The sequence below is a fragment of the Ruegeria sp. YTSA135 genome (genome assembly GCF_059610165.1).
In genome coordinates this window covers 179,237-195,211 of sequence record NZ_JBXWNC010000007.1, presented here as the reverse complement: position 1 = coordinate 195,211, position 15,975 = coordinate 179,237, and the positions used below count along the sequence as shown (strand labels likewise).

At 58.7% G+C, this 15,975-nt stretch carries 12 protein-coding genes; 3 read left to right on the top strand and 9 right to left on the bottom strand.

Features of this window, described 5'->3' with window-relative positions:
* The first annotated feature begins 5 nt into the window (after window positions 1–5).
* A complete protein-coding gene (locus tag AC2FIT_RS11610; RefSeq protein WP_496829585.1) occupies window positions 6–3,152 on the top strand; it encodes a valine--tRNA ligase in 3,147 nt (1,048 codons plus the stop codon).
* 283 nt (window positions 3,153–3,435) lie between these two features.
* Here the strand turns inward: AC2FIT_RS11610 and AC2FIT_RS11605 are convergent, their stop codons facing one another.
* Complete coding sequence (locus AC2FIT_RS11605) at window positions 3,436–4,218, bottom strand: crotonase/enoyl-CoA hydratase family protein (RefSeq protein WP_496829583.1); 783 nt, start codon at window positions 4,216–4,218, stop codon at window positions 3,436–3,438.
* A gap of 115 nt (window positions 4,219–4,333) precedes the next feature.
* Between AC2FIT_RS11605 and AC2FIT_RS11600 the strand changes: the two genes are divergently transcribed.
* On the top strand, window positions 4,334–5,440 hold the full coding sequence (locus AC2FIT_RS11600; RefSeq protein ID WP_496829581.1) for a pyridoxal phosphate-dependent aminotransferase: 1,107 nt from the start codon (window positions 4,334–4,336) through the stop codon (window positions 5,438–5,440).
* Window positions 5,441–5,445: 5 nt separating this feature from the next.
* Here AC2FIT_RS11600 and AC2FIT_RS11595 read toward each other — a convergent pair whose 3' ends face one another.
* From AC2FIT_RS11595 to AC2FIT_RS11570, 6 genes are all read right to left on the bottom strand, one after another.
* Complete coding sequence (locus AC2FIT_RS11595; RefSeq protein WP_496829579.1) at window positions 5,446–6,648, bottom strand: pyridoxal-phosphate-dependent aminotransferase family protein; 1,203 nt, start codon at window positions 6,646–6,648, stop codon at window positions 5,446–5,448.
* A 51-nt stretch (window positions 6,649–6,699) separates the two neighbouring features.
* On the bottom strand, window positions 6,700–7,332 hold the full coding sequence (locus tag AC2FIT_RS11590) for a bifunctional 4-hydroxy-2-oxoglutarate aldolase/2-dehydro-3-deoxy-phosphogluconate aldolase (protein ID WP_496829577.1): 633 nt from the start codon (window positions 7,330–7,332) through the stop codon (window positions 6,700–6,702).
* Window positions 7,333–7,335: 3 nt separating this feature from the next.
* On the bottom strand, window positions 7,336–9,141 hold the full coding sequence (gene edd / locus AC2FIT_RS11585; RefSeq protein WP_496829575.1) for a phosphogluconate dehydratase: 1,806 nt from the start codon (window positions 9,139–9,141) through the stop codon (window positions 7,336–7,338).
* A 1-nt stretch (window position 9,142) separates the two neighbouring features.
* Window positions 9,143–10,588: a glucose-6-phosphate dehydrogenase gene (zwf, locus tag AC2FIT_RS11580; protein ID WP_496829573.1), complete on the bottom strand. Its 1,446-nt coding sequence runs from the start codon at window positions 10,586–10,588 to the stop codon at window positions 9,143–9,145.
* 139 nt (window positions 10,589–10,727) lie between these two features.
* Entirely contained in the window at window positions 10,728–12,971 is a 2,244-nt protein-coding gene (ptsP, locus tag AC2FIT_RS11575) for a phosphoenolpyruvate--protein phosphotransferase (RefSeq protein ID WP_496829571.1), read from the bottom strand.
* 46 nt (window positions 12,972–13,017) lie between these two features.
* Window positions 13,018–14,256 (bottom strand): aspartate kinase, encoded by a 1,239-nt coding sequence (locus AC2FIT_RS11570; protein WP_068337556.1) that lies wholly within the window; start codon window positions 14,254–14,256, stop codon window positions 13,018–13,020.
* A gap of 162 nt (window positions 14,257–14,418) precedes the next feature.
* Between AC2FIT_RS11570 and AC2FIT_RS11565 the strand changes: the two genes are divergently transcribed.
* Window positions 14,419–14,775 (top strand): hypothetical protein, encoded by a 357-nt coding sequence (locus AC2FIT_RS11565; protein WP_496829569.1) that lies wholly within the window; start codon window positions 14,419–14,421, stop codon window positions 14,773–14,775.
* Window positions 14,776–14,944: 169 nt separating this feature from the next.
* Here AC2FIT_RS11565 and AC2FIT_RS11560 read toward each other — a convergent pair whose 3' ends face one another.
* Window positions 14,945–15,400 carry a DUF1178 family protein gene (locus AC2FIT_RS11560; protein WP_496829567.1) on the bottom strand — a complete coding sequence of 152 codons (456 nt, stop codon included), beginning with the start codon at window positions 15,398–15,400 and terminating at the stop codon, window positions 14,945–14,947.
* A gap of 71 nt (window positions 15,401–15,471) precedes the next feature.
* A complete protein-coding gene (locus AC2FIT_RS11555; protein WP_496829565.1) occupies window positions 15,472–15,936 on the bottom strand; it encodes an NUDIX hydrolase in 465 nt (154 codons plus the stop codon).
* Window positions 15,937–15,975 lie beyond the last annotated feature (39 nt).

Here is a 15,975-nt window from a genome sequence, read left to right as displayed (position 1 = left end):
ACCCGATGGCGATGGAAAAGACATTCAACGCGGCCCAGGCCGAGGCCCGCATCTACGAGGCCTGGGAACAGGCCGGAGCCTTCAAGGCAGGCGCGAACAAATCGCGTGACGAGAGCTTTACCATCATGATCCCGCCGCCCAACGTGACGGGCGCCTTACATGTGGGTCACGCGTTCAACAATACCCTGCAAGATATCCTGATCCGCTGGCACCGGATGCGCGGCTTTGACACGCTGTGGCAACCCGGTCAGGACCACGCTGGAATTGCCACGCAAATGCAGGTCGAAAAGATGCTGGCCGCCACCCAGCAGCCCGGTCGAACCGAGTTGGGTCGCAAAAAATTCCTAGAAAAAGTCTGGGAATGGAAGGGTGAATACGGCGGCACGATCATTGAACAGCTAAAGCGTCTGGGTGCCTCTTGTGACTGGTCCCGCAATGCTTTCACCATGGCCGGTGCCGCTGGTGATCCGCGCACGGGGCATGAGAACTCGGCCAATTTCCACGATGCGGTGATCAAGGTCTTCGTCGATATGTACGAAAAGGGCCTGATCTATCGCGGCAAGCGTCTGGTCAACTGGGACCCGCATTTCGAAACCGCGATTTCGGACCTCGAAGTCGAGAATATCGAAGTCGCGGGCCACATGTGGCACTTCAAATACCCGCTGGCCGGCGGCGAGACCTATACCTACGTCGAGAAAGACGAGGATGGAAACGTCATCCTCGAGGAAGAGCGCGACTATATCTCGATCGCTACCACACGACCCGAAACCATGCTGGGCGACGGCGCGGTGGCCGTTCACCCATCGGATGAGCGGTACGCGCCAATCGTCGGGAAACTCTGCGAAATCCCGGTTGGACCGAAAGAGCATCGCCGTCAGATTCCAATCATCACCGATGACTACCCCGATCCTGATTTCGGCTCGGGCGCGGTGAAGATCACCGGCGCGCATGACTTCAACGACAACATGGTCGCTAAACGCGGCGGCATTCCGATGTACCGCCTGATGGACACCAAAGGCGCGATGCGGGCCGATGGTGCGCCCTATGCCGAAGAGGCCGGCAAAGCGCAGGAATACGCACGCGGCCGTGCGTTCACCGAGAACGAGATCGACGCAATCAATCTGGTCCCCGATCACCTGCGCGGGCTCGATCGGTTCGAGGCGCGCGCGAAGGTGGTAGAAGAAATCACTGCGGACGGTCTGGCCGTGATGACCCGCGCGGATGACTCGCGTCTGGGTTCAGCCGCTCTGAAGCCCGATCATGAAGGCGCGGACAAACTGGTCCCGCTGGTCGAGAGCAAACCGATCATGCAGCCCTTTGGCGACCGCTCGAAGGTTGTTATCGAGCCGATGTTCACCGACCAGTGGTTCGTCGACGCCGAAAAGGTCGTCGGCCCCGCGCTGGATGCGGTCAAGGACGGCACGGTTAAGATCATCCCCGAGTCGGGCGAGAAGACCTATTACCATTGGCTGGAAAACATCGAGCCGTGGTGCATCTCGCGCCAGTTGTGGTGGGGACATCAGATTCCGGTTTGGTATGGGCCAACTAAAGAGGAGTTGGCTTCGTGTCCAGAAGGCACAGGTCGAACTGTAAGCAACATTTCGGCCGGTAAACTGTTCGTAGGACCGACCGAGACTTCAATCTATCTTCAAGCGCAAAAGTACTACGGTTCAGATGTAGACATTGGATTCTATTTTGATGGCTTGGACGAAAAGCGCGAGCCCTCAGACAGACTACCTGCATATAGATTTGGCAACAAAGCGGGTTTTCCTCTTTTCAATGAGAAGAGAGAAAAGTTTGTTGCAACTGGCAAGTTTGCTCAGCTAACCCGCGACCCCGACGTCCTTGACACATGGTTCTCCTCCGGCCTCTGGCCCATCGGTACGCTGGGCTGGCCCGAGCAGACCGAAGAGATGGAGCGCTATTTCCCCACGGATGTTCTGATCACCGGCTTTGACATCCTGTTCTTCTGGGTCGCCCGGATGATGATGATGCAACTGGCCGTGGTTGATCAGATCCCGTTCCACACCGTCTACCTGCACCAGCTCGTCCGCGACGAGAAGGGCAAGAAGATGTCAAAGACCACCGGAAACGTCATCGACCCGCTGGAGATCGTGGACGAATTCGGTGCCGACGCGCTGCGCTTCACCAACGCTTCGATGGCAGCCATCGGTGGCGTGCTGAAACTGTCCAAGGAACGCATCACCGGCTATCGCAACTTCGGCACCAAACTGTGGAACGCCGTCCGCTTTGCCGAGATGAACGAGGTCTTCACCGACGCCGTGCCGCAACTGGATGTGGCCGATTTGAAACCCAAAGCCGCCGTGAACCGCTGGATCATGGGCGAAACCGCCCGCGTGCGGGAAGAGGTCGACGCGGCGCTGGAGAGCTACCGCTTCAATGACGCGGCCAACGGGCTCTATGCCTTTGTCTGGGGCAAGGTCTGCGACTGGTACGTGGAACTGTCGAAACCGCTGCTGCAAGGCGATGACACCGAAGCACAGGCCGAGACACGCGCCACCATGCGCTGGGTTCTGGATCAGTGCATGGTCCTTCTGCACCCGATCATGCCCTTCATCACCGAGGAACTCTGGGGGTTGACCGGCGACCGCGCGAAAATGGTCGTTCACGCCGATTGGCCCACCTATGCCGCTGCCGACCTGATCGACGCTGACGCGGATCGTGAGATGAACTGGGTGATCTCGGTGATCGAAAATACCCGCTCGGCCCGGGCGCAGATGCGGGTGCCGGCTGGGCTTTATGTGCCGATGCTGGTGACAGAAATCGACGCCAACGGCCAAGCCGCATGGGACCGGAACGAGACGCTGATCAAACGTCTGGCGCGGATCGACAGCCTTACCAAAGCGGATGAGCTGCCTAAAGGCACTATCTCGATCGCCGCGCCCGGTGCGTCCTTCGGCCTGCCGCTGGCGGATATTATCGATATCGGCGCGGAAAAAGAGCGGCTGGAGAAAGCCAAGGGCAAGCTGGCCAAAGAGTTGGGCGGCCTGCGCGGACGGCTGAACAACCCTAAATTCGTGGCCTCGGCCCCCGAGGAGGTGGTTGAGGAAGCCAAAGCCAATCTCGCCGCCCGCGAAGAGGAAGAGGCCAGGCTGAACGAAGCCCTCGCCCGTCTAGCCGAAATCGCCTGACCTTCTTTCATTCCACAGCGAAACACCCCCACCGCGCAGCCCCGCGGTGGGGGTTTTCTATTGTTTTCAACGCATTCAGAAAAGACTTCTGCCCTGCCGTGTCGACGAAACCTACAGCGATCCGGTCATCGCGGCCGGGTATCGAATCATTGCGCAAGCTGCTGTGCTTCCTGAGAAGGCGTAGAATCGCGAAAAGCTTGATGCTGCCAGAGGGGTTTAGGCTGCACTCACCAAATCCAACAAATACAAGCGCCGTGGTGCGCGGCGTAGCTTCCTGCGCTCACTACTTAAACTCAGGCTTTCGGCCCTGCATCTGCGCCATCACAACCTCCATCTGATCGGGTTTGCCGATCAACTCCACCTGCTCACCCGACTCCGCCATAAGCACGTCTGCGCGCGAACTGGTCTCGGCCACCTCAATCAGGCGTTTCGCGGCACGAATTGCTGATGGGCTTTTGCCAGCAATATCTTCGGCCAGTGCCTGCGCCTCGGTCAGCGGATCGTCCGAGAGTTTAGTGACCAATCCCCACTCGGCCGCCTGCTGCGCCCCGATTGGACGCGCAGTGTAGGTCAACAGGCGCAACACGTCCGAGCGCACCAATCGCGGCAGCAACACCATCCCTCCCATGTCGGGGATGATGCCCCATTTCATCTCCATAACCGCCAGCTTAGCCTCGGGGTGGGCAATGCGGATATCTGCCCCCAACGCAATTTGCAGACCACCGCCATAGGCCACACCCTGAATGGCGCAAATCACCGGCACTGGGATGCGGCGCCAGATCAGGGCAAGTTCCTGCATCTCATTTGCGCCGTTATGGCTACGTTCCATCAGCCATTCGGTCGGGTCCATATGAGCCATTTTTGCGAAGCTCGCCATATCAAGCCCAGCGCAGAAGCTCTTGCCTTCGCCGGATAAAATGACGGCGCGAGCGTCCGAGGCCTCAACCTCTTGCCCTGCTGACAGCAGGGCTTTGATCATCGCGTCATCCAGCGCGTTCATCTTGTCGCCACGGGTCAACGTGACATGTGCGATGTGATCTTTGTATTCGACGGATACGCGTGTCATGCGGCCCTCCAAGCTCCGGTTACGCCAACTTTGCCCGGAAGCATTGGCAAGTTCCACCACAACGTCGGGGCAGCACATGGTTGCGTGTCCTGCGACCATGCGGTTATTTCAGCGAATGACCAATCCACGCTATACTCCGCTTACCCTGTCGCTGCCCGCAAGCGTGCCCTTTGTCGGCCCCGAAACGCAGGAGCGGCAACGTGGCGCGCCGTTCGTGGCACGTTTGGGCGCAAATGAGAGCGTTTTTGGCCCCTCACCCCGTGCAATCGAGGCAATGGCGGCAACGGGTATCTGGATGTACGGCGACCCCGAGAGTCACGATCTGCGACATGCGCTGGCGGATCATCACGGCGTTTCACCAGAAAATATCGTCGTTGGCGAAGGGATTGATGGCCTGCTGGGGTATCTTGTGCGGCTGCTCGTCGGGCCGGGCGATGTGGTTGTAACCTCGGACGGGGCGTACCCGACCTTCAACTACCATGTCGCCGGGTTTGGCGGCGTATTGCACAAAGTCTCTTATCTGAATGACCACGAAGACCCTGTGGCGCTGTTTGACAAAGCCGCGGAGGTGGACGCAAAGCTGGTCTATCTCGCCAATCCCGACAACCCGATGGGCAGTTGGCATAGTGGCGCAGATATCGTCAGGGCGATGGAGGCATTGCCCGAGGGCTGCCTATTAGTGCTGGACGAGGCCTACGTAGAATGTGCGCCGGATGGCACGGCAGCACCGGTTTCACCGGATGATCCGCGTGTGATCCGGATGCGTACGTTTTCCAAGGTTTACGGCATGGCTGGTGCACGGGTTGGTTATGCGATTGGCGCGCCGGGATTGATCGCAGCCTTCAACAAGGTGCGCAACCATTTCGGCATGAACCGGGCCGCGCAGGCAGGAGCTTTGGCAGCCCTACAAGATGCTGCATGGCTGTCGCAGGTTCAGACTCAGATCAGCGCCGCACGAGACCGGATTGCCCAGATAGCACGCGAAAACGGGCTGGACCCTTTACCGTCGGCTACCAATTTCGTGGCAATTGATTGTGGGCGGGACGGTGCTTTTGCCAAGGCAGTTCTTGAGTCTCTGGTCGATCAGGGTGTCTTTGTACGCATGCCATTCACCCCGCCGCAAAACCGCTGTATCCGCGTGAGCTGTGGAAAAGCGGTGGATCTGGATGCCTTCGCCGCTGCACTGCCGAAAGCTTTGGAGGCTGCGAAAAACGCGACCTGACAGGTCTAGCCCTGGATCTGGTCAGCAAGAACGGTGGCGGCGGCCTCTAAGGCACCAGTGCCGCGCGGAATGTCCAACCCGGCCATGGCGGTTTCCATACCACCAAGCATCGCCATCACCATTTGTGCGTTCACGTGGCCCATATGGCCCAGGCGGAAGCAACCATCCTGATCCTCCATCCCCAATCCTATTCCAAGGGTCAGGCCCAACTGGGTTTCGGTAAAGCGACGCAGTGGTGTTCCTCTCCCATCCGTCAGCCGCAACGCAGTCACAGCGTGGCTACGATGCGCCCGATCTGCAACGTTCAGTTGCAGCGCGTTATCTTGCGCCCAGATTTCACATGCGGTCCAGATTGCCTTGGCAAGGCGCGCATGGCGGGCCCAAATAGCCTCGATCCCTTCAGCGTGAATCAAATCGAGCGCCGCGCGCAGGCCATATAGGTGATGCGTCGGGGCTGTGCCGTTGAAATACTGGTAAAACATTTCGGGTTTGGCGCGCGACTGCCAGTCCCAGTATTGCGTAACACGGGGCATTTCCGCCCGTTTGGCCTGCGCTTTTTCATTGAAGAAGACAAAGCCAACACCCGCCGGGGTCATAAGACCTTTCTGGGACGCCGTGACCATGACATCGACGCCCCACGCGTCCATTTCGAACCGGTCACACCCCAGCGAAGCGATACAGTCCGCCATCAGCAATGCCGGGTGGTTCAAATCGTCCAGCACCGCCCGTAATGCCGGGATATCGTTTCGGATTGAGCTGGATGTATCCACATGCACAGCCAGCACCGCCTTGATCTGATGGGTCGTGTCAGCGCGCAGTGCCTCTGCAATGCGATACAGATCCCACGTTGAGGACATTCCAAAATCAAGCAGCGAAACCTTGGCACCGATCCCTTCGGCCATTTCGGCCCAGCCATGAGTGAATCGTCCAGACGCCGGTGCCAATACCGTTTCACCCGGCGCGATGACGTTGGACAGCGCAGCCTCCCACGTGCCGTGACCGTTGGCAATGTAGATCGCAACTTGATGTTCGGTACGCGCCACGCGTTTCAGATCGCGCGTCAGATCGGGCATCATCTCGACCAGCGCGCCGTCATAGATGTTGGGCGACGGGCGGTGCATCGCCTGCAATACTGCGTCAGGCATGACAGAAGGGCCGGGAATCGCCAGATATTCACGCCCCTGTGCGAGAGAGTTTTGCTGTGTCATGAGGGTTAACCTGTCTGAATTGTGGCCACCCTATCGCAGCAAAATCCTGCGTCAATCCATCAACTTTGAAGCCTCACGTGCTAGTGTTTCGATCCCGGCCCAATCTCCGTTCACAACCATCTGCTTGGGTGCGACCCAGCTTCCGCCAGCACAGATGACATTGGAAAGCGACAGGTAGTCCCGTGCGTTTGCCGGTGATACGCCGCCTGTGGGGCAGAAAGTGATCTGCGGCAGCGGCGCGCCGATGGCTTTCAGGGCCGGTGCACCACCCGAGGCCTCGGCCGGGAAGAATTTCAGCATGTCATAGCCCTCTTCCAGCAGGCGCATTGCCTCGCTTGCCGTGGCCGCGCCGGGTAGAAGGGGCAGCCCCTCGGCTTCGCAGGCCGCAATCAGGGCATCCGTTGCACCGGGTGAAACTCCGAACTGCGCGCCCGCCTCTTTCGCGGAACGGACATCTTCGGGCGTGACCAGCGTGCCTGCACCCACAACGCCGCCGGGGACCTGCGCCATCGCGCGAATGGCATCCAAAGCCGCAGGTGTCCGCAATGTGACTTCGAGGGCGGGCAAACCACCAGCAACCAAGGCTTCGGCCAACGGGCGGGCCTGCGCGGCATCATCGACAACCAGAACCGGAACGATTGGGGCAAGACCGCAGATTTCGCGGGTACGTTGAGTTTTGGACATGGGTTAAGCTCCGAAAATGCTGGCGCCGGTGTCGGCTGAACCGACGGTATTGCGGAAGGTGGCAAACAGATCGCGGCCAGTGCCATGTTGGTTGGCCGAAAGATCAGCCGTGGCAGGGGCGCGGTCCAGAACGCCTTGTGTCAGGATTTCCAACTCACCCTTGACCGCATCAACACGCAGCATGTCACCATCCTGCAGATAGGCGATGGCCCCACCGTCCAGCGCCTCGGGGCTGACATGGATCGCGGCAGGCACCTTGCCAGATGCTCCGGACATGCGGCCATCCGTCACCAGCGCAACTTTTTGCCCCCTGCCCTGAAGGATCGACAGGATCGGCGTCAGTGAGTGAAGTTCCGGCATGCCGTTCGCTTTGGGACCCTGAAAGCGGACGACAACAATGACGTCTCCGGTGAATTCTTTGTCCTTGAAGGCGGCCTTCACCTCTTCCTGATCGTGGAAAACACGCACGGGCGCTTCGACCACCTGATGTTCGGGAGCAACGGCCGAGACCTTCATGACGCCAGTGCCCAGATTGCCAGTCAGGCGCGACAGGCCACCGGTGGGTTGGAACGGGTCTTTGGCCGAACGGACAATCTTTTCGTTCAGGCTGCGGCCTGCGCCATCCTCCCAAACCAGTTCGCCGTCTTTCAGCTTGGGTTCTTTGGTATAGTTATGCAGCCCTTGCCCCGCCACCGTCAGCGTATCGGGGTGCAGAAGGCCGTTTTCCAGCAGCGTTCCGATGCTGTAGCCCAAGCCACCCGCTGCGTGGAAATGATTCACGTCTGCCAACCCATTGGGGTAGACACGCGCAACCAATGGCACGATTGCAGAGATATCGGAAAAATCCTGCCAATCCAGCACGATACCGCCAGCGCGCGCCATCGCGATCAGGTGGATCAGCAGGTTCGTCGACCCACCCGTAGCCATCAAGCCGACAATACCGTTTACAAAGGCGCGTTCGTCCAGAATCTGACATACCGGCGTATAGTGGTTCCCCAGCGCGCTGAGCGACAAGGCGCGACGGGCACCTTCCTCGGTCAGCGCATCGCGCAACGGCGTATTGGGGTTGATGAAGCTTGAACCCGGCAGGTGCAGGCCCATAAATTCCATCAGCATTTGGTTGGTGTTGGCAGTGCCATAGAAGGTGCAGGTCCCGGGGCCGTGATAGGCGGCCATTTCGGCGGCCATAAGTGCCTCGCGACCTACCTCTCCGGCCGCAAATTTCTGGCGCACCTTGGCTTTTTCGTCGTTGGGCAAACCGCTGGTCATGGGGCCCGCAGGCAGGAAAACCGCAGGCAAATGGCCGAACGCCTGCGCGCCAATCACCAAACCGGGTACGATCTTGTCGCACACCCCAAGAAACACGGCGGCGTCAAACGTGTTGTGGCTCAGCGCAACGCCTGTCGCCAACGCGATCACGTCGCGGGAAAACAGCGACAGTTCCATCCCCGCCTCGCCCTGCGTTACGCCGTCACACATTGCGGGAACGCCACCGGCAACCTGCGCAGTACCGCCCGCAGCGCGGATCGCCTGGCGGATCAGCTCGGGGTAACGCTCGAACGGCTGGTGGGCCGAGAGCATGTCATTATAGGCCGTCACAATTCCCAGATTGCCCGCAGTGCCAGTTGCCATGGTTTGTTGATCCGGCCCTGCACCTGCATAGGCGTGGGCCTGACCGCTGCAGGACAGATGAGCGCGCGCGGGGCCTTTCGACCGGGCCTGCTCCATGCGCTCCAGATACGGGCCACGCAAGTCGGCGCTGCGGTCTATGATCCGTTGGGTTACGTCGGTGATGACGGTGTGAGTCATGTTAACCTCCGATTTGGCGCCAGCGGCGTCCATCGCGATGCATCAGCATCAGTGCTTCTTCGGGCCCCGAACTACCCTGATCATATCGTGCAGGACGTTCGCCGCGTTCTTCCCAGCCCTGAATGATGGGATCGACCCAGGCCCAGGCGGCCTCGGCCTCATCCCCCCGCATAAACAAGGTCTGGTCGCCGCGAATAACATCCATCACCAATCGCTCATACGCGTCCGGTGCGTGGGCGTCGGCGCCCAGCGCATCGGCGAAGCTCATGTCCAACGCCACATCGGACAGGCGGAACCCGCCGGGACCGGGATCCTTGATGGTGGTGCGCAGGGTGATACCTTCGTCGGGTTGCAGGCGGATCGCCAGAACATTGCCTTGCAGCGGGCCTACGTTTGGGAAAATCGTGTGCGGCGGATCGCGGAAATACACGGCTATCTCGGATTCTCGCGCCCTCAGCCGTTTGCCGGTGCGCAAATAAAACGGAACCCCGGCCCAACGCCAGTTACCCAGATGCACCTTGAGGGCAATAAAGCTTTCGGTCCGGCTGGACGGGTTTCCGACGTGATCAACATAGCCATCATCGCCATGTTCAGCGCGGTATTGACCCCGCGCGATGTCCTTTGGCTCAACAGGTTCCAGCGCTTCGATCACCTTGACCTTTTCATCACGCACCGCGTTCGGCGCGAATTTGGAAGGCGGCTCCATCGCTGTCATGCACAGAAGCTGGACAAGGTGGTTTTGGATCATGTCCCGCATGGCACCGGATTGGTCGTAGTATGCGCCGCGCCCCTCAACCCCTACGGTTTCAGCCACGGTGATCTGAACATGATCGATGTGGTTGGAATTCCACAGAGGCTCGAAAAGAGAGTTGGCAAAGCGCAGGGCCATCAGGTTCTGCACCGTTTCTTTGCCAAGATAATGGTCGATGCGGTAAATCTGGTGCTCTTTGAAACAGGCACGCAGACCCTCGTTCAAAGATTTTGCCGAGGCCAGATCGTGACCAAATGGCTTTTCGACCACGATGCGGCTGTCAGGCGTCGCCAGCCCGTTTTCATCCAGCCGCTGTGCGATGTTCGAGAAAAGATTAGGCCCCACCGACAGGTAGAAAGCCCGCACCACATCGGGCCGCAGAGATTTGGCAAGCTCGGACCAGCCCTTATCCCCAATGACATCCACTGAGACATACGAGACCCGTTTAAGAAAACGATCCAGCACATCCTTTTTGAATTGCGGCGCGAATTCCTTCATCGAGGCGCGGATCTGGTCGCGAAATGCATCACTGTCCATATCAGACCGCGCCGTTCCGATGATGCAGGCATCTTCGGGCATCTGCCCCACTTCGAAACGATGATAAAGACCTGGCAGGATCTTGCGCTGCGCCAGATCACCGGTTGCACCAAACAGCACCAGATCGAACGGGTTTACCGGAATAACGCGTGAGACCATCGATGGGCTCCTTCAATTCTCGCCTGCGTCACCATAGCACTACAATTGCTTGGCACTCGTGACATGGGATATGTTATCGCTAACATTTGTGGCTTGGATATGCAATGCAGATGCAGAAAGCAACCCCGGATTTTCGGAATCAGACCTGATCCCGCAGCCATTCCATGACCGAGGCACGCACGGACTGCTCACCACGGTGTCGCGCGTCCGCGATGATCTTGCGTAGCGCTTGTAGGTCTGCACGCAGCAGAACACTTTTGACCGGCCCAATCGAAGCCGGGCGCATCGACAGCGTCCGAATTCCCATCGCGGCCAGACACAACGCCTCGACCGGGCGGCCGGCATCCTCACCGCAGAATGACAGCGGTGTGTTCGAGATGCTGCATCGTTCGACAATCCGCTCGATGAAGGTCAGGAAACTGACATTCAGCGTGTCATAGCGGCGGCGCACCAGCTCGTTCTCACGGTCAGCGGCAAAAAAGAACTGTTTCAGGTCATTCCCGCCGATCGATACGAAATCGACCTCGTCAAAAAACTTCTGCGGCGCGAAGGCCAGCGACGGCGTCTCAAGCATCGCCCCGACCTCCAGCGTTTCGGGCAGGACATGACCCAGCCGTTTTTCACGCTCAATAGTCTTGTTGACCTCCCACCGGGCCTCGCGAAATTCCTCTGCCTGCGCCACGAACGGGAACATGATCGACAGCGGGCGTCCGTTGGCAGCGCGCAACAGCGCCTGCAACTGCATCCGCATCACGCCACGCTTGTCCAGCCCAACGCGAATCGCCCGCCAGCCCAGCGCCGGATTCGGTTCGGCCACATGCTTCATGTAGGGCAGAACTTTATCGGACCCGATATCCAGCGTGCGGAACACCACGCGCTTGTCTCCAGCCGCGTCGAGAACCCGTTTATACTGCATTACAAGCTCTGACCGTTTGGGCATCTTGCTGCGGATCAGAAATTGCAGTTCGGTTCGGAACAGCCCGACACCCTCGGCACCGGAATGGCCCAGAGACGGCAAATCGGCCATCAACCCGGCATTCATCAGCAGATTGATCCGTTCGCCGTCACGAGTCACCGTGGGCGTTTCGCGGATCGATGCGTAACGTTCCTGCGCCTTGGCCTGCATCGCAATCTTGTCGCGGAAAGCGCCCACTACCGAATCTTCGGGGCGCAGATGCACCACGCCCTCATCCCCATCGACAAGAATGTGGTCGCCGTTCAGCGCCTCGGTCGTGATGCGGCCCACATGGACGACAAGCGGAATCGCCAACGCCCGCGCCACAATTGTTGCATGGCTTCCGACCGAGCCTTCCTCAAGCACGATCCCCTTCAGAGACCGGCCATATTCCAGCAAATCGCCCGGACCTATATTCCGCGCAATAAGGATCGGGTCAGGCGGCAGGTCGGCACTGTCGGTTTTTCCCTGTCCGGTCAGGATGCGCAGCAAACGGTTGCTGAGATCATCCAGATCCGCAAGACGGTCGCGCAGGTATGGGTCCGTAACCTGCCCCATTCGAGCGCGCGCCTGCGACTGTTCTTTTTCCACAGCAGCTTCGGCGCTGAGGCCAAGGGCGATATCCTCTTCCATGCGGCGCATCCAACCCTTGGAATTGGCGAACATCCTGTACGCTTCGAGCACCTTGAGCTGCTCGGAATCACCGCCCTGTGAAATCTCAAGCATCTTGTCGACACCCACGCGCAACTCTTCGACCGCCTCGGACAGACGTTCGCGTTCTCGGTGGGGATCTTCGGCAATCGGGTTTGTGACGACGACGCGCGGCTCGTGCAGCCAGACATGACCTTCTGCCGATCCCTCTTGCGCCGGTCCACCACGTAAAAGCACGGATTGCTGGTGCAGGGGCGACAGGGCAGCACCTTCGCCGACAAAGGCACCTAGTTCGGCCATTTCGGCCAGAACCATGGCAACCACCTCCAGCGCATAGACCTCATCAGCGGTAAACTCCCGCGCCTCGCGCGATTGAACCACCAAAACACCCAGTTTCTGTCCAAGTCGCTGAATCGGTACGCCGAGGAAAGATGAGTATTTCTCCTCACCCGTTTCCGGCATGAACCGAAACCCCTTGGCAGATGGGGCATCCGCGGTGTTCACGACTTCGCCGGATTTCGCGACCCGTCCCACAAGGCCTTCGCCCAGACGCATGCGGGTTTTGTGCACCGCCGCTGGAGATAAACCTTCGGTGGCGCAAAGTTCCAGTGTTTCTTCATCCCGGAACAGATAGATTGAGCAGACTTCGCGCCGCGTGCTGTCCGCGATCAGGTTCGTAATCCGGTCAAGACGTTCCTGACCGGCGGCCTCGCTCGCCATCTCTTCGCGCAACCGCCCAAGCAGCTTACGGGATTCTGTTTCGGTGCCGTCCACCATAGCCCAACCAAATTAGTGCGTCAGGCGAGATCCTTGGCTGAAATGCTCAGGCCGCCTTGTCCAATTCAAACGCATCATGCAGCGCCTGAACAGCAAGTTCCATGTATTTCCTGTCCACAAGCACGGAAATTTTTATCTCAGAGGTTGTAATGACCTTGATGTTGATCCCCTCATCCGAGAGTACCTTGAACATTTTGGCCGCCACACCGGATTGCGAGCGCATGCCGATGCCCACGACCGAAACCTTGCAGACATCGGTATCGGCAACTAATTCGGCATAGTTCAGCCCACCCGCATCCTTGATCGCCAGCAGCGCTTTTTCAGCACGGGCAACCTGATCGGTCGGGCACGAGAACGTCATGTCCGTGCGTCCCTCGTCCGAAATGTTCTGAACGATCATGTCCACGTTAACACCTTCATCACTGAGCGCCGTGAAAATGATCGAAGCGATACCCGGACGGTCCGCCACCGATACGACGGTCATTTTGGCCTCGTCGCGGGAATAGGCCACGCCGGCCACAATATTGGATTCCATGATATCCTCCTCGTCAACGACCAGCGTACCGGCCTCATCGGTCTGTTCCTCGAAACTTGAAAGAACGCGCAGTTTCACCTTATACCGCATCGCCAGCTCGACTGAGCGGGTTTGCAGCACCTTCGCCCCCAACGAGGCAAGTTCGAGCATCTCTTCGAACGAAATCTTGTCCAACTTGCGCGCTTTTTCGCAAATACGCGGGTCGGTGGTATAGACGCCATCCACATCTGTGTAGATATCGCAGCGCTCGGCCCCGAAGGCAGCAGCAAATGCCACGGCCGTGGTGTCCGACCCGCCCCGTCCCAGCGTCGTAATGCGGCCTTCGGGGCTGATGCCCTGAAACCCGGCGACAACTGCGACCTTCATACCCTCACCGAATTTCTGGTTCAGGTTCTGGGTCGGGATATCCTCAATCCGGGCTTGACTGTGGGCGCTTGTAGTCAACAGCGGCACCTGCCAACCTTGCCAACTGCGTGCGGGAACATCCATTTCCTGCAACGTCAATGCCATAAGACCAGCGGTCACATTCTCACCCGAGGATACGACAGCATCATATTCCCGCGCATCGAACAGCGGTGACGTCTCGTTTACCCAGCCCACCAACTCATTCGTCTTTCCAGACATGGCCGAGACGATGACGATCACGTCGTACCCTTTGGCCACCTCAACACCGATACGTTTGGCCGCGCGGCGGATGCGGTCAAGATTGGCAACCGATGTGCCACCGAATTTCATAACGAGTAGGGGCATGGGGGTGGTTTCTCCGCGCCTTGGAATTCAGATCCCGTGCGTCTTATGCGAGGGGGACCACAAGGGCAAGGGTTCAAAGCTGCCCGGCAGGCTGTATGCGTTCGCTTTACATCCGGTTGCATGGGTGTCAGCTTTGGGCCGTTATTGTCCACGAGGTTTTCCATGCTCCGCTTTGTTATCGCCGCTGTTATCCTGTTGTCCTCTCCTGCGATTGCGCAGGAGTCCACCTTGGCCGCCACAGACGGCAAAAATGCTTTGGGCACTGTACCCTGCGCCTCAGGCGGGGCACCGTTGGCCAGTTGCCACGCCGAATTGCGCCACCACGACGATGGCACAACAACTCTGGCCGTCGCATTGGGGGCTGGCGAGGTGCGCAGCATCTATTTCAGCGATGGCGTGCCGACCTCCAGCAGTTCGCCTTCGAATCTCAGCCATGAAACACGCGGGGATATGACGGTGATCTTCATCGACCCCGACGAGGTGTACGAAGTGCCAACGGCTGCGTTGAAACGCCAATAAGCGCGGGGCGGCCATTTCGGATGCGGTGCAAATGATCAGACGCCGAAAGGGTAAATAAGAACCTTCGCCGCGCTAGCCAAGTATTCTGTCGGATCGATTGCCTCAGATCCCAGTGCGCGCTCGTGTTCGGTAGTTTTAAGACCGGAGCCCTTGACCCTGAAAATGCTGATCAGTTGCTTTTTCGACTGGGAATGAAAGGCAGCGGTGCCACAGGCACCCCATCTTCAATAAGAGCTTTCGCCTCTTCCGGATTGGCCTCACCATAAATTGCACGCTCGGGCGCGTCACCCAGGTGAATCTTGCGCGCTTCGTTCGCGAAGTCCTTGCCGACATAGTCCGAGTTCTCTTCGACCTTACGGCGCAATTCGGCAATGACCTTTTCCACGTCCGGTGAAGGTGCGGCCATATCGATACTGTTTGCCTCAGGCTTTTGCGCGGGCATCTGCGCCTCGGCTTTACGGGCCGGGCGAACACGCGGCGTCATGATCGCCTTTTCAACCTTGTCACAACCGCACACGGCGCATGTCACCATGCCCGCTGATGCCAGTTTGTCGTAAGCGGCCGCCGATTGAAACCAACTGTCAAAAGTGTGGCCATTGCTGCATTTCAACGCGTATTGAATCATGATCCGTCCAATTGTCGGTTGATAGATAGATACCTACGGTTAATGCAATATCAAGCCCCAGAAGAAGCACATCAGTGATGAACGCGTTCGATCCCGCGTAACAATCCTGCCAGTTCAGACAAATTGACCTGCAAGGCGGCTTTCTTGGGCGAAAACCACTTTCTTTGCCGTTGCTTGCACTCGGGAAAGCGCGCCGCAACAGATGTCGTAAACAATGGAAAAACGTCCACGACGCACATCACAGCACCCCTTTTCGGGTGACGTTTCTGGTAGAGAAACTGCCCCACAGCCCGAACGTCGCATTGACCCCGTATCCCCGCCTCTTCCCAGGCTTCCTGCTGCGCAGTTTCAAAAGGCGTCAGGCCGTTGATCAGCCACCCTTTTGGTATGATCCAACGCCGCGACTTCCGAGTGGTGATCAGCAACACCTCGGGCCGCCCATGCATGATGCGATAGCAAAGCGCAGCAGATTGCTGGATAACCGGCATCTGCCGGGCCTTCCGCGAAACATGGGGGGCAAGCTTTGCATCGATCACGCTTTGCTGCCTTTCTACGGTACTCTTGCCTGCTTCCCG

Coding starts and splice junctions, on each gene's coding strand:
- AC2FIT_RS11610 (WP_496829585.1), top strand. CDS start 6: ATGGCGATGGAAAAGACATTCAACGCGGCCCAGGCCGAGGCCCGCATC.
- AC2FIT_RS11600 (WP_496829581.1), top strand. CDS start 4,334: ATGACCAATCCACGCTATACTCCGCTTACCCTGTCGCTGCCCGCAAGC.
- AC2FIT_RS11605 (WP_496829583.1), bottom strand. CDS start 4,218: ATGACACGCGTATCCGTCGAATACAAAGATCACATCGCACATGTCACG.
- ptsP (WP_496829571.1), bottom strand. CDS start 12,971: ATGGTGGACGGCACCGAAACAGAATCCCGTAAGCTGCTTGGGCGGTTG.
- zwf (WP_496829573.1), bottom strand. CDS start 10,588: ATGGTCTCACGCGTTATTCCGGTAAACCCGTTCGATCTGGTGCTGTTT.
- edd (WP_496829575.1), bottom strand. CDS start 9,141: ATGACTCACACCGTCATCACCGACGTAACCCAACGGATCATAGACCGC.
- AC2FIT_RS11560 (WP_496829567.1), bottom strand. CDS start 15,400: ATGATTCAATACGCGTTGAAATGCAGCAATGGCCACACTTTTGACAGT.
- AC2FIT_RS11590 (WP_496829577.1), bottom strand. CDS start 7,332: ATGTCCAAAACTCAACGTACCCGCGAAATCTGCGGTCTTGCCCCAATC.
- AC2FIT_RS11565 (WP_496829569.1), top strand. CDS start 14,419: ATGCTCCGCTTTGTTATCGCCGCTGTTATCCTGTTGTCCTCTCCTGCG.
- AC2FIT_RS11595 (WP_496829579.1), bottom strand. CDS start 6,648: ATGACACAGCAAAACTCTCTCGCACAGGGGCGTGAATATCTGGCGATT.
- AC2FIT_RS11570 (WP_068337556.1), bottom strand. CDS start 14,256: ATGCCCCTACTCGTTATGAAATTCGGTGGCACATCGGTTGCCAATCTT.